Below are 12315 nucleotides of genomic sequence, written 5' to 3'. Positions count from 1 at the left end.
AGACCAATATGCACGACACGATCGTCTGGATCAGCGGCGCCACGCAGGGTATCGGGCTCGGCCTCGCTCGCAACGTGCCGTTCGAGAACGCCCGCGTCATCAACCTGTCGCGCCGCAAGCACCCCGATTACGAAACGGTGACCTTCGACCTGACGGATCCCATGACATGGGACCGGGTACGCGGTCATTTCATCAGGGAACTCGCGGCGTTCCGCGGCAAGCGCGCCATCTTCATCCACAACGCCTACTATTCCGAAGCGATAGGTGTCGTCGGCAGGGTGCAATCAGACAAGTATGAAAAGGGCGTTCTCGCCAATCTCGCCGCGCCTTTCGTGCTCGCCGAGGCGTTTCTCGATGCCTGTCGACCGGGTTACGAAGCCGGTCTGGTGATGCTGTCATCCGGTGCCGCTGTAGCAGCACTCGAGGGCCTCGCATCTTATTGCGCGTCCAAGGCGGCCATCGAGCACTGGGTCGAAGTGGTTTCGCGCGAGCGCCAGAGCCGCGGCGGCAAGGGCCCCTGGGTTGTTGCGGTCCGGCCCGGTGGCGTCGATACGCCCGCCCTTCGTGCTGCCGCCGAGGTCGATCCCGAACTCTATCCGCGGGTCGCGAGCCTCAAGCGCAACATCGTCAACCGCGTCGATGTCGACACCGCTGGACAGCGCATCTGGGCGGCTTTGCCGCCAGACCCAGAAACCGCGGTCATCTCGTTCGCCGAACCACCGGGCGATCCGGCGTTCCGTTTCGGCGGGCCGCGAATCCGGCAACTCGAAGGGGCGAAGTGGAAGCTGGTCTACGACGCCAGCTGAAAGGAACTTGCCGGCCGGACGGACGGACGGCGGCAATCAGGAGCAAAAGGGAGGAACCGATGAAATCTCTATGGAAGAAGCTGGCAGTTGCGGCTGCCATGATGGGCACGAGCTTTGCGGCGCAGGCCGAAGGTTCAGATGCGCCCAAACCCCTGCCCCAGCGCGAGAAGGTGACGGTCGCCATGACCGCCAAGGTCGAGGCCTACATCCCCTTGATCCTCGCTGACCGGATGGGAGAGTTCGACAAGGAAAACATCGACATCGAATACACCTTCGCCAAGTCGAGCGACGGCATCGTGCTTTTGTCGACCGGCCGCGCCGACGTTCTGGGCGGCCAGCCGAGCGCGGCCGTCTTCAACGCCATCGCAAGCGGCGCCGATATAAGGGTGGTGGCGCCACTATTCGTCCAGTCGCCGGCATCCAAGCAGGGCATCTGGGCCAACAACGCCTTCCTCAATGGCCGCAAGTTCACTGTCGATCTGTTCAAGGACCAGACGATCGCCAGCGCCATTGGCCTGGGGTCGACCGCGTCCTATTTCCTCCAGACCGAGCTCGAAAAGGTCGGCCTGTCGCTGAAGGACGTGAAGTTCCAGACCATGGCCTCGCCGGACATCCTGGTCGCACTCGAAAACGGAGCGGTCAACTTCGGCTACCTCATCGATTCCATCTGGCAGAAGGCCGACGAATCCAAGGTTTCCCTGGCCTTCGTCCAGGGCCCCGAGATGTCGGCCGGCTCGTGGAGCTTCGGCCCGCGCTTGCTCAAGGAGCGCAGGGACGTCGGCGAAGCCGTCATGCGCGCGCTGGTGCGCACCACCCGCAGCCATCTCCAGGGCGACTATCACCAGAACCCCGAGATCATGAAGATCATGCTCGAGGAACTGCAATTGCCCGAGGAAACGCTCAGGAAGGGCGTATCCCTGACCTTCGACCCCAACCTCTATATGCCGCTCGACCTCGCAACGCGGCTGCAGAAGACCTATGCGCTCATGCCTGAGGTGCTTTCCTACAAGGAACTCATGCCCGAGGATGGTGTCGTCGACCGCGGTTTCATCACTGCCGCGGGCGTACCTACTCCGGCGAAATAGCCAGGTCGTCCTCGTTGGCCCGGTGCAGTTCCGCAAGGCGCTGGTGCCGGGCGGCGATCTGGCGAAGCACAGTGCCCAGCGCGGACGTCCCGGGCGCATCCTCCGGCTCGGTGCTGACCAGGCCGATGGCAACCGGAACACGCATGAACTTCGGCTGGAAGGCCACCGCCACCGCGGTCGCGCCTTCCGCCGAGAAGCCGCGGGAGGTGGCATAGCCTTGTTTGCGAGCTGTCCTGACCTTGTCGAGCAACGCGGTCACGCTGGCCGTGCGCTTGGCCGGTGGCTCGGTTCGGAACATGCGCTTGGCAATCTCCACCACCATCTCCTGCGGCTTGCTCGACAACAGCGCCATTCCGGCAGCCGTGGACCAGTCATAGTCGGTGAAACCCTCGACATGCACGCCCGAATGAAAGTCCGAGCCTGGAATGATCGCCGAGCATTGCACCCAGCGGTCGTTTTGCATGCACAGCCAGATCGTCTGGCCGGTCCGGCGATGAACCTCATCCATCAGGTCGGACACGGCCGTGCCCCCGAAGAAGGATCCTTCCAGCCGCCTTGCCAGCGTCACGATGCGATAGGACGGCAGATAGACTTTCTGCCTGGGATCGAAGGCAAGATAGCCGGTGCGAACCAGGGTCTTGAGAATGTCGTCGATGCTGGAATTGGGAATGCCCAGCGCGCGGCCGATCTCGGTGGTACGCGCCGGACGCGGATTCGCCTGGAAATGCTCCAGCACCGAAAGCACGCGCAGGCTGGATTTCACGACCCCGCCGGAGCGGTCGTTGGCGACGCCCCGCAGCAGTTCGTTCGGTTCCTCCGGATCGACGCGTCTGGCCATGTTGGCGGCTACGCCCATCACGATCTCCTCCCCCTGACCGATGCGCTTGCGCCCGGACTTTATCGTTTTCAGCAAGCTTGACACCATGCCAGCGCCTTGAATTCGGCCATTTGGCCTAGGCGCCGCGCGCTCACTCCACCTGCAAGTACCAAGACCGAAGGGCCTCCTATCATGCGCACCGCACCACAACTTGTCGCCGAAGCACGCGCCGAACTCGACCACAGCCTGGACGACCTTAGGCGCATGTTCCGCAAGAAATCCGGCATTGCCTATGTCGGTCGCGTCGACACCTCGCCGCAGGCCCAGAACTGGTTCCGCCGCTTCGGCGATGACGTGCGCTTCTGCTACGTCAATCCGCGCGGCGGCGAGGCTGCGGGCGTGCCCGTCTACACGTCGATCGCCGACGTGCCCGACTATGTCGACCTTGCCGTGGTCAAGGTCGCACCGGCTATCGTCCCTCAGGTCATTGCGGACTGCGGTCGGCGCGGCGTGCGCGACGTCATCGTCTTTAGCTCCGGATTCTCCGAGGTAGGACCGGAGGGGGCCGCCCTCGAAGCGAAGGTGGCGGATGCCGCCCGCGAATTCGGAGTGCGCGTCATTGGACCGAACACCAACGACAATACCTTCGAGCAATTCCCGGTGCCCGAGCATCACCGCGGCGGCCTCATCGGTCTTGTCACGCAGAGCGGCTTCAACGGCCGGCCCATCGTCGAGGGCGTGGCCATGGGCGCCGCATTTCGACGCTGGGTGACGGTCGGCAACGAGGTCGATCTCGAAGTCGCCGACTTCATCAACTATTTCGCCCACGATGCGCAGACATCCGTCATTGCCGCCTATGTCGAGGGCTTCAAATCCATCGCAAAACTCCGGCTCGCGCTCGAAGCCGCAAATGCCCAGAAGAAGCCTGTGGTGATGCTGAAGATGGGTTCGACCGAGCGCGGCGCGCGCATGGCGGCGTCACACACCGGCCACCTTGCCGGCGCCGACGCGGTCATCGACGGCCTGTTCAGACAGTATGGCGTGATCCGCGTTCGCGATCTCGACGAATTGCTGGAGACCGCCAACCTCTTCGCCAAGATGCCAAGCGACACCGGGCCCAACTGCGGGCTCTATTCGGTCTCGGGCGGTTCGACGACGCTGATGGCCGAATTGGCCGACAGCTACGGCGTATCCTTTCCCGATCTCACGGCCGGGACGGTGGATAAGCTCTACACGCACCTGCCGAACTACGTGACGGTTTCCAACCCCATCGACAATGGCGGCGGCTTCGTCATCGCAGCCCCACAGAAGCAGCGTCTCGAGGTGCTCGAGCTCATTGCCGCGGATCCGAATGTCGATGTCATCGTGGTCGGGTTGACGGCCGCACTCGGCCTGCTTTCTGACAGCTTCGCTGCCGACGTGCTGGCCTTCGCGCCGCGCTCGCCCAAGCCGATCGTCGCGGTCTGGGGGTCGGTTTTGACCAACAGCCCCGGCTATCGTGATCTGGTCCGATCGGGCGTGCCGATCTTCCGCTCCTTCCGCAAATGCTTCCGCGCCCTGAGGGCACAGGCTGACTACGAGCGCGCCAAGGCCTCGTTCCGCAGCCGCTCATGGGACACCCCGGCGCTGTCGCCCGCTCAGGCTGCGGCACTCAACTGCGATGGTATCCTCGACAGTGCCGCCGCCGCATCGCTGCTCGACGGCGCCGGCATCGACCGCGCCCGCGAACGGCTGGCCGGTTCTCCCGCCGAAGCCACCGAAGCGCTTTCGGCACTGGGCGGTAGGGTCGCGATGAAGCTCGCCTCACCTGACATCGCCCACAAGTCGGACGCTGGGCTTGTGAAGCTTGGCGTCGCTGATGGGACGTCGGCGGCAAACACCTACGCCGATCTGCTCGCGCGGGCGAAAGAACACGCGCCTTCGGCGCGGATCGAAGGCGTGCTGGTGCAGGAGCAGATCGGATCGGGCGTCGAGATGATCGTCGGCCTGTCGCAGGATCCTGACTTCGGCCCAACTCTGACCGTCGGCGCCGGCGGCATCTATGCCGAGATTTTGAAGGATGCCGCCACGCGGCCGTTGCCAGTCGACCGCGACGACATCCGTGAGATGATCGCAAGCCTGCGTCTGGCGCCGCTGCTCGACGGTGCGCGCGGTGCCGCCCCTGTGGACAGGCAAGCGCTGGTCGAATTCGTTTTTCGTGTCGCCCAGTTGGGACTTGCAGCCGGGCAACGGATCGCCGAACTCGATCTAAATCCTGTAATCGTTCTGCCCGACCGCGCGGTGGCGGTAGATGCTTTGGTCGTGGCGAGCGGCGCTTGAGTCATTCAGCCGTCAGCAACGAAAAAACCCCCGGCAAAACCGGGGGTTCGTTGTCCGAGTGCGCAATCGCGACCCCGTAGATATCAGACTGCTTACTGCGGCAGCTTGTCGTCGACGCCCTTGACGTAGAAGTTGAGGCCGAGCAGCACGCCGTCCTCAGCCACTTCGCCGGCCTTCAGCCACTCGGTGCCGTCCTGCTTGGTGACCGGACCGGTGAAGGGGTTGAAGGTGCCGGCCTTGATCTTGGCCTCGGCTTCTTCCGCCAGCTTCTTTGCCTCGTCCGACATGTTGGCGTAAGGCGCCATCACGACGTGACCTTCCTTCATGCCGCCCCAGACGTCCTGCTGCTTCCAGGTGCCGTCGATCAGCGCCCGGATGCGCTCGATGTAGTACGGGCCCCAATCGTCGACGATCGAGGTCAGCTGCGTGGTCGGGCCGAACTTGATCATGTCCGAGGCCTGACCGAACGCCTTGATGCCGCGCTCGGTCGCCACCTGCATCGGCGCGGTCGAGTCGGTGTGCTGGGTGATGATGTCGACGCCCTGGTCGATCAGTACCTTGGCGGCATCAGCTTCCTTGCCGGCGTCGAACCAGGTGTTGGCCCACACGACCTTGACCTTGAAATCAGGGTTGACGGACTGCGCGCCGAGCATGAAGGCGTCGATGCCCATCACGACTTCCGGGATCGGGAAGGAGGCGATGTAACCGGCAACGCCGACCTTGGATTCCTTGGCGGCGATCACGCCCTGGACGTAACGGCCTTCATAGAAGCGCGAGTTGTAGGTCGCAACGTTCGGATGCTCGCGCTTGTAGCCGGTGGCGTGCTCGAATTTCACGTCCGGGAACTTGCCGGCGACCTTGTTCGTCGCGTCCATGAAGCCGAAGGAGGTTGCGAAGATGATGTTGCAGCCCGAACGAGCCAGGCGCTCGATGGCGCGCTCTGCGTCGGCACCTTCCGGCACGCTCTCGAGATAAGCAGTCTCGAGCTGGTCGCCGAACTTTTCCTTGGCCTGCAGCAGGCCCTGGTGGTGCTGATAGGAGTAACCGAAGTCGCCGATCGGGCCGACATAGACAAAGCAAGCCTTGACCTTGGCCTCGGCGGCCATGGTTCCGAACGACATCACTGCGGCGGCAGCGGCCAGTGACATTATTGTCTTCTTCATTCTCAAGTTCCTCTTACAGGTTGCCCGGGGCACTATCCCATCCATTTTATAGTCCCAGAAACACGCCCATCCGCCGATGCCCAAAGTGCCGGTCTCGGCTCGCGAACGTGCCCTTAGCGATCTGGCACAAACGGCCGCCCCAATGAAGCCGGAGTGTTCACCATTGTCAGTCGCCGGTTGCGCGAGATTAGAACAAGCACGACGATGGTTGCCAGATAGGGTAGCGAAGAAAGCAGTTGCGAGGGCACGCCAACGCCGAGAGCCTGGGCATGCAACTGGCCGATCGAAACCGCGCCGAACAGATATGCTCCGGCCAGCACGCGCCAGGGGCGCCACGACGCAAAGACGACGAGCGCCAGCGCGATCCAGCCCCGGCCGGCGGTCATGTTCTCGATCCACTGCGGCGTGTAGACCAGCGACAGATAGGCGCCGGCAAGGCCTGCGCAGGCGCCGCCGAACATCACGGCCAGGTAGCGGATGCCGATGACATTGATGCCGAGCGCGTGCGCGGAGGTGTGGTTGTCGCCGATCGATCGCAACGTCAGACCTGCACGGGTCCGGAACAGGAAGTAGCCGACGCCGGCTGTCAGCAGCAGAGACACATAAAACAGCGGGTCCTGCCCGAAGAAAAGCTTGCCCACCAGCGGCAGGTCGGTCAGCCCGGGAATGTAGACATAGTCCATCTTCACGCCCTGCAGGCCTACGAAGCTCTCGCCGAGCATGCCCGACAGGCCGAGACCGAGCAGGGTCAGCGCAAGGCCGGTCGCCACCTGGTTGGTTACCAGCGTCAGGGTCAGGAAACCGAACAGCAGCGAAAACAGCGCGCCCACGATGACTGCGGCGAGCACGCCGAGCCAGGGCGAGCCGGTGGCCAACGCCACGCCGAAGCCGGTCACCGCCCCCATGACCATCATGCCCTCAACACCGAGATTGAGCACGCCGGAGCGTTCGACGACCAGTTCACCGATTGCTGCGATCAGCAGCGGGGTCGCCGCCGTCGCAATGGTGATCAGAATGCCTTCAAGCATTTGGCGTGGCCTCCACGGTCTTTGCAGCGGAGGAGCCGACAAAGCGGATGCGATAGAGAATGAGGGTGTCGCAGGCGAGCACGAAGAACAGCAGCATGCCCTGGAAGGCACGCACGACCTTGTCCGACACGCCGATCGAGATCTGCGCCGCCTCGCCGCCGAGATAGGACAGCGCCAGCACCAGACCGGCGGCAATGATGCCGAGCGGGTTGAGCCTGCCGAGGAACGCCACGATGATCGCGGCGAAGCCGTAGCCCGGCGAGATCGATGGGCGCAGTTGGCCGATCGCGCCCGACACTTCCGAGATGCCGGCGAGGCCGGCCAGTCCGCCGGACAGCAGGAAGGCAAAGAACACCATCTTCGAGGACGAGAAGCCCGCGAACTTGCCGGCGCGCGGGCTCTGGCCCAGCACCTGGATCCTGAAGCCGCTCATGGTCCGAGACAGCATGAACCACAATGCAACAGCCGCAACAATCGCAAAGACGAAGCCCCAGTTGGCACGGCCAGAGGCCGACCAGATTTCCGGCAGCACCGCAGCGTCGCTGAATGTGCGGGTTTCCGGAAAGTTCATGCCGGACGGGTTGCGCCAGGGGCCCCGCACCATCCAGTCGAGGAACAGTTGCGCGACATAGACCAGCATCAGGCTCGTCAGGATTTCGTTGGTGTTGAAGCGAACCTTCAGAAAGGCCGGAATCCCGCCATAGAGAGCCCCACCCACGATCCCCATCAGCAGCATGAGCGGTAGTACGATCCAGGACTGAAGGTCGGGGAACATCACCGGCAGGATCGAGCCGGTGATGGCGCCGATGACGAACTGGCCCTCGGCGCCGATGTTCCAGTTATTGGAGAGAAAGCAGATCGAGAGCCCGACCGCGATCAGGATCAGGGGGGCGGCCTTGATCGCCAGCTCATGCAGCGACCAGACCTCACGCAGCGGATCGATGAAATAGTAGTAGAGCGCCTCGACCGGGTTCTTGCCGAGCAGCGAGAACATGATCGCGCCGGCAACCAGCGTCAGCGCCAGCGCGATGAACGGCGAAAATGCCGAGAAAAGCGCCGAACGCTCGGGACGCTTGACGAGTTCGATCCGCATCACGCGACCTCCTTGCCATGCTCGGCGTGACCCGGCTCGGCGCCGCCCATCAGCAGGCCGATGCGTTCTAGCGTTGCCTCGGCGATCGGAATGGGCTTGGACAACTCGCCATTGTGCATCACTGCGATCGAGTCCGCGATCTCGAACAGTTCGTCAAGGTCCTGGCTGATCACCAGCACGGCCGAACCGTTGCGAGCGAGTTCGATCAGCGCCTGGCGGATGCGGGCTGCCGCACCGGCGTCCACGCCCCATGTCGGCTGGTTGACGACCATCACCGCAGGATTGCGGTCGAGTTCGCGGCCGATGATGAATTTCTGCAGATTGCCGCCCGACAAGGCTGCAGCTTCCGGATCGGGTGCGCTCTTGCGCACATCCATCGCGGCGATGATGCGTTGTGCCGCCTGCTGGATGGCACCGGACTTGACCAGACCGCCGCTGCCGACAAACGCTTTGCCGTCGGTGGCGTGGCGCGACAGAAGAAGATTTTCCGACAGCCGCATGCGCGGCGCCGCCCCATGGCCTAGCCGTTCCTCCGGCACGAAAGCCGCGCCCAGCATCCGGCGCGCTGAAATTCCCAAGCGACCAGCCGCCTTGCCGCGTATGCGGATGGCGTCGGCGCTATCCTGCAGCGCCTCGCCCGAAATTGCCTCGAACAGCTCGCCCTGCCCGTTTCCGGCGACACCGGCGATGCCAATCACCTCGCCGCCGGCGACATCCAGCCAGATGTCCTTGAGCGGCATCGAAAACGGGCCGGCCGGCTTGCGGCTCATGCCGCGGATGCTGAGCAGTTCCTCGCCCCTGACCGCAGCCGTGGTGCGCTCGGCGTTCTTGACGTCGCTGCCCACCATCATGCGGGCCAGCGAGGCCGGCGTTTCCTGGCGCGGGTCGCAATGGCCGACCACCTTGCCGTGCCTGAGCACGGTGGCGCGGTCGCACATGCGCTTCACCTCTTCCAGGCGGTGCGAAATATAGAGGATCGACTTGCCCTCAGTGCGCAGCCGCTCCAGCGTCTCGAACAGCTTGTCTGCCTCCTGCGGCGTCAGCACCGAAGTCGGCTCGTCCAGAATGATAAGCTGAGGCGTCTGCAGCAGGCAGCGGATGATCTCGATACGCTGGCGTTCGCCGACCGAAAGGTCGCCCACCAGCGCGTCCGGGTCGAGGGGCAGGCCGTAGCTGTAGGAAAGCGCCCTCGCCTTGGCGGCGATCGTGTTGATCGGCGTGTCATCGGCCAGGGAAAGCGCGATATTTTCGGCCGCCGTCAGCGCCTCGAACAGCGAAAAATGCTGGAAAACCATGCCTATGCCAAGCTTCTTGGCGATGCCCGGATTGGCGATCCGCACCGGTTGGCCGTTCCAGCGGATTTCTCCGGCATTGGGCTCCAGCGAGCCGAACAGCATCTTCACCAGCGTCGACTTGCCGGCTCCGTTTTCGCCAAGCAAAGCGTGAATCTCGCCCTTGGCGATGGTCAGGTCGATATGATCGCACGCCGTCAGCGTACCGAAAACCTTTGTCAGGCCACGAACCTCGAGCAGGTTCGGCCCTTCGGCCAAAGGGGTTGTGTTCACAACGCCTCCCATTGTCGTATTTTTATTTTGTTCCCAAGAGCATGGTAGGCGTGTCTAGCTTCGGGCGCAAAGCACGTCAAATGTTGAAAGAGCTTCAAGAATTTAAGCGAGAACCTAGGGGATAAGCACGGTCGTTCCGGTCGTCCTTCTGCCCTCGAGGTCGGCATGAGCCTTTGCTGCATCTCGCAGGTCATACTTCTGGTTGATCCTGATCTTGACTGCACCGCTAAGCACCACATCGAACAAGGCATCCGCTGAACGGACCAGATCCTCGCGTTTCGCATTGTAGGCGAAAAGCGTCGGCCGAGTCGCATAGAGCGATCCCTTTTGCGCCAGTAGCGAAATGCTGAACGGGGGGATGGGGCCGGAAGACTGGCCGAAGCTCACGAACATGCCACGGGGACGCAGGCAGTCGAGCGAACCGGGAAACGTATCGTTGCCAACCGAATCATAGACGACGTCGCATTTCCGGCCGCCGGTGATTCTTGCCACCTCGGCGACGAAATCCTGTTCGCGATAGTCGATGACATGGTCGAAGCCATGCGCCTTGGCCAGCGCGCCCTTCTCAGTCGAGCCCACTGTGCCGATCACCGTTGCGCCAAGGTGCTTTGCCCATTGCCCGAGGATGAGCCCGACGCCGCCCGCAGCCGCATGATAGAGGATGGTATCGCCGGCCTTCACCTTGAAGGTCCTGAGCAGAAGATATTCCGCAGTCATGCCCTTGAGCATCATGGCTGCGGCCTGCTGGTCGCTGATGCCCTCGGGCACCTTGACCAGCCTGTCGGCGGCAATCAGCCGCTCTTCGCAGTAGGCGCCGGTGGGCACCGCATAGGCGACGCGGTCGCCGACCTCGAGCCAATCGACGCCCGCACCCAGTTCGAGCACGACACCTGCCGCCTCGCCGCCTGGTGTCACTGGCATACCGTTCGGTGCTGGATAAAGTCCGGTGCGGTAGTAGACGTCGATGAAGTTGAGCCCGATCGCCGTGTGACGGATCAGCGCCTCGCCTGGTCCGGGCCGGCCTGGATCGACCTCCTCATAGACGAGCGCCTCGGGCCCGCCGTGCGTGTGAACCCTGAGTGCCCTCGACATGGCGTCAATCCTTCCTGGCACCGAGATTGGGGAAGAACTGCATCACGCCGCCGATGAAGAACAGATAGATGCCGCTGACTGCGATGCCGATCTTGACCCATTCGCTTGCCTGCATGTCCTGCACCAAGGCGAAGCCGCCGAAGGCGCACCAGAGCAGCGTCATCGGCAGATTGATGCTGCGCAGCCTGACGACCCGCACCGGATGCAGGAAATTCATCGGCACGAAGGTCAGGATACCCGCGATGACCACGGCGCCAAAGGAGACCCACTCGCCTGGCTGGATGACGAACAGTGTGAACACCACCATGTTCCAGACCACGGGGAAGCCCTTGAAGAAATTCTCCTTCGTCTTCATCCCGGTATCGGCATAATAGATCGCACTCGACACCACGATGATCGCGCCCGACAGGAACGACAACCCCTCGCCCATGAAGCCGCTCTGATAGAGCGCAAAGGCCGGGATCAGCACATAGGTGACATAGTCGATGATGTTGTCGAGCAGTTCGCCCGACCATGTCGGCAGGATTTCCTTGACCTCGAGCTTGCGCGCGATGGGGCCGTCGATGCCATCAACGAAAAGGGCCAGTCCCAGCCACCAGAACATAGCCGTCCAGCGCTCCTCGCTGGCCGCGACGAGAGAAACGAAGGCCAGGAACGAGCCCGACGCGGTAAGAAGATGGACCGAAAAGGCGCGTGCCTGCGGCCAGGTGACTTTCTTTGGCTTCACGGTCCCCGCCAATCAAGTTTGCAGATTTCGGCCGAACGTCCGGCAAAGTTCCAGTTGCGACCAAAGGCGCGCATCTTGCTCTTGTCGGATTTGGCCACAATGATTTCAGGTGCGATCCAGTATTCCGAATTGGTGATTACCGTATCACCTTCACGATTCTTTCCGGGGATCGGCGTCACCGCCCCATCTATGATCTTCGGGATCTGGAAAATCCGCGTCCTGTCCTCCGTCTCATAGGTGATCGGCACCTGCTCGACTCCAAGAAACTTGCCGACCAGGATCGACAGCAGCGAAGTCGTGCCGCCGGCCTTTCCGGTAAAGATCTTCGTGAAGGCCTTGGCAGCGTATATGGAGGCGCGCTTATCGATAAAAAGCCCCGCCGTCCAGTTGCCGCGGCTCATATATCCGGGGATTTCCATGACGAGGCCGAGATTCAGGCCGGAAAGATCGACGTCACCGAAATGCCCATGGTCGACGCGGAAGCCGGCCCAGGTCTGGCAGTAACCTTCCGTCGGCGGATGGTTGCCGAGCGAAAGCACGCATGGGCAGAACACGGTGCAATTGCAGGAAAGCACAAGCTCGCCCTTCATTGCCCAGCTCTGGTCGCCCATCAACTGTCT

Annotated in this window: 11 protein-coding genes; 3 read left to right on the top strand and 8 right to left on the bottom strand. The window is 62.8% G+C overall.

Annotation, left to right across the window (positions count from 1 at the left end):
- Window positions 1–8: 8 nt before the first annotated feature.
- Window positions 9–806: an SDR family NAD(P)-dependent oxidoreductase gene (locus ABSY17_RS13260; protein ID WP_378951326.1), complete on the top strand. Its 798-nt coding sequence runs from the start codon at window positions 9–11 to the stop codon at window positions 804–806.
- A 59-nt stretch (window positions 807–865) separates the two neighbouring features.
- A complete protein-coding gene (locus ABSY17_RS13255; protein ID WP_378951323.1) occupies window positions 866–1891 on the top strand; it encodes an ABC transporter substrate-binding protein in 1026 nt (341 codons plus the stop codon).
- On the opposite strand, the gene ABSY17_RS13250 is transcribed toward ABSY17_RS13255, so the two are convergent.
- Window positions 1875–2804 carry an IclR family transcriptional regulator gene (locus tag ABSY17_RS13250; protein ID WP_378951320.1) on the bottom strand — a complete coding sequence of 310 codons (930 nt, stop codon included), beginning with the start codon at window positions 2802–2804 and terminating at the stop codon, window positions 1875–1877. The genes ABSY17_RS13255 and ABSY17_RS13250 overlap by 17 nt on opposite strands.
- A gap of 96 nt (window positions 2805–2900) precedes the next feature.
- Here ABSY17_RS13250 and ABSY17_RS13245 point away from each other — a divergent pair, with 96 nt between their 5' ends.
- Entirely contained in the window at window positions 2901–5027 is a 2127-nt protein-coding gene (locus ABSY17_RS13245) for an acetate--CoA ligase family protein (protein WP_378951317.1), read from the top strand.
- Between the two features lie 92 nt (window positions 5028–5119).
- On the opposite strand, the gene ABSY17_RS13240 is transcribed toward ABSY17_RS13245, so the two are convergent.
- From ABSY17_RS13240 to ABSY17_RS13210, 7 genes are all read right to left on the bottom strand, one after another.
- Window positions 5120–6190 (bottom strand): BMP family ABC transporter substrate-binding protein, encoded by a 1071-nt coding sequence (locus tag ABSY17_RS13240; protein ID WP_378951314.1) that lies wholly within the window; start codon window positions 6188–6190, stop codon window positions 5120–5122.
- A 113-nt stretch (window positions 6191–6303) separates the two neighbouring features.
- A complete protein-coding gene (locus tag ABSY17_RS13235) occupies window positions 6304–7218 on the bottom strand; it encodes an ABC transporter permease (protein WP_378951311.1) in 915 nt (304 codons plus the stop codon).
- Window positions 7211–8311 carry an ABC transporter permease gene (locus ABSY17_RS13230; protein WP_378951308.1) on the bottom strand — a complete coding sequence of 367 codons (1101 nt, stop codon included), beginning with the start codon at window positions 8309–8311 and terminating at the stop codon, window positions 7211–7213. The genes ABSY17_RS13235 and ABSY17_RS13230 overlap by 8 nt, the downstream gene beginning before the upstream one ends.
- A complete protein-coding gene (locus ABSY17_RS13225) occupies window positions 8311–9888 on the bottom strand; it encodes an ABC transporter ATP-binding protein (protein ID WP_378951305.1) in 1578 nt (525 codons plus the stop codon). The genes ABSY17_RS13230 and ABSY17_RS13225 overlap by 1 nt, the downstream gene beginning before the upstream one ends.
- A gap of 102 nt (window positions 9889–9990) precedes the next feature.
- Window positions 9991–10968: a quinone oxidoreductase family protein gene (locus ABSY17_RS13220; RefSeq protein WP_378951302.1), complete on the bottom strand. Its 978-nt coding sequence runs from the start codon at window positions 10966–10968 to the stop codon at window positions 9991–9993.
- A gap of 4 nt (window positions 10969–10972) precedes the next feature.
- Window positions 10973–11695: a phosphatidylcholine synthase gene (gene pcsA, locus ABSY17_RS13215; RefSeq protein WP_378951299.1), complete on the bottom strand. Its 723-nt coding sequence runs from the start codon at window positions 11693–11695 to the stop codon at window positions 10973–10975.
- Window positions 11692–12306, bottom strand: coding sequence for a DUF1326 domain-containing protein (locus ABSY17_RS13210; RefSeq protein ID WP_378951296.1), 615 nt, complete (start codon window positions 12304–12306; stop codon window positions 11692–11694). The genes pcsA and ABSY17_RS13210 overlap by 4 nt, the downstream gene beginning before the upstream one ends.
- Window positions 12307–12315 lie beyond the last annotated feature (9 nt).

The sequence above is a fragment of the Mesorhizobium sp. ANAO-SY3R2 genome (assembly GCF_042466635.1).
GTDB lineage: Bacteria > Pseudomonadota > Alphaproteobacteria > Rhizobiales > Rhizobiaceae > Aminobacter.
Note: the sequence above shows the minus strand (reverse complement) of the source record. Positions and strands in the feature narration are given on the sequence as shown.

Coding starts and splice junctions, on each gene's coding strand:
- ABSY17_RS13260 (WP_378951326.1), top strand. CDS start 9: ATGCACGACACGATCGTCTGGATCAGCGGCGCCACGCAGGGTATCGGG.
- ABSY17_RS13255 (WP_378951323.1), top strand. CDS start 866: ATGAAATCTCTATGGAAGAAGCTGGCAGTTGCGGCTGCCATGATGGGC.
- ABSY17_RS13245 (WP_378951317.1), top strand. CDS start 2,901: ATGCGCACCGCACCACAACTTGTCGCCGAAGCACGCGCCGAACTCGAC.
- ABSY17_RS13240 (WP_378951314.1), bottom strand. CDS start 6,190: ATGAAGAAGACAATAATGTCACTGGCCGCTGCCGCCGCAGTGATGTCG.
- ABSY17_RS13235 (WP_378951311.1), bottom strand. CDS start 7,218: ATGCTTGAAGGCATTCTGATCACCATTGCGACGGCGGCGACCCCGCTG.
- ABSY17_RS13230 (WP_378951308.1), bottom strand. CDS start 8,311: ATGCGGATCGAACTCGTCAAGCGTCCCGAGCGTTCGGCGCTTTTCTCG.
- ABSY17_RS13225 (WP_378951305.1), bottom strand. CDS start 9,888: ATGGGAGGCGTTGTGAACACAACCCCTTTGGCCGAAGGGCCGAACCTG.
- ABSY17_RS13220 (WP_378951302.1), bottom strand. CDS start 10,968: ATGTCGAGGGCACTCAGGGTTCACACGCACGGCGGGCCCGAGGCGCTC.
- ABSY17_RS13210 (WP_378951296.1), bottom strand. CDS start 12,306: ATGGGCGACCAGAGCTGGGCAATGAAGGGCGAGCTTGTGCTTTCCTGC.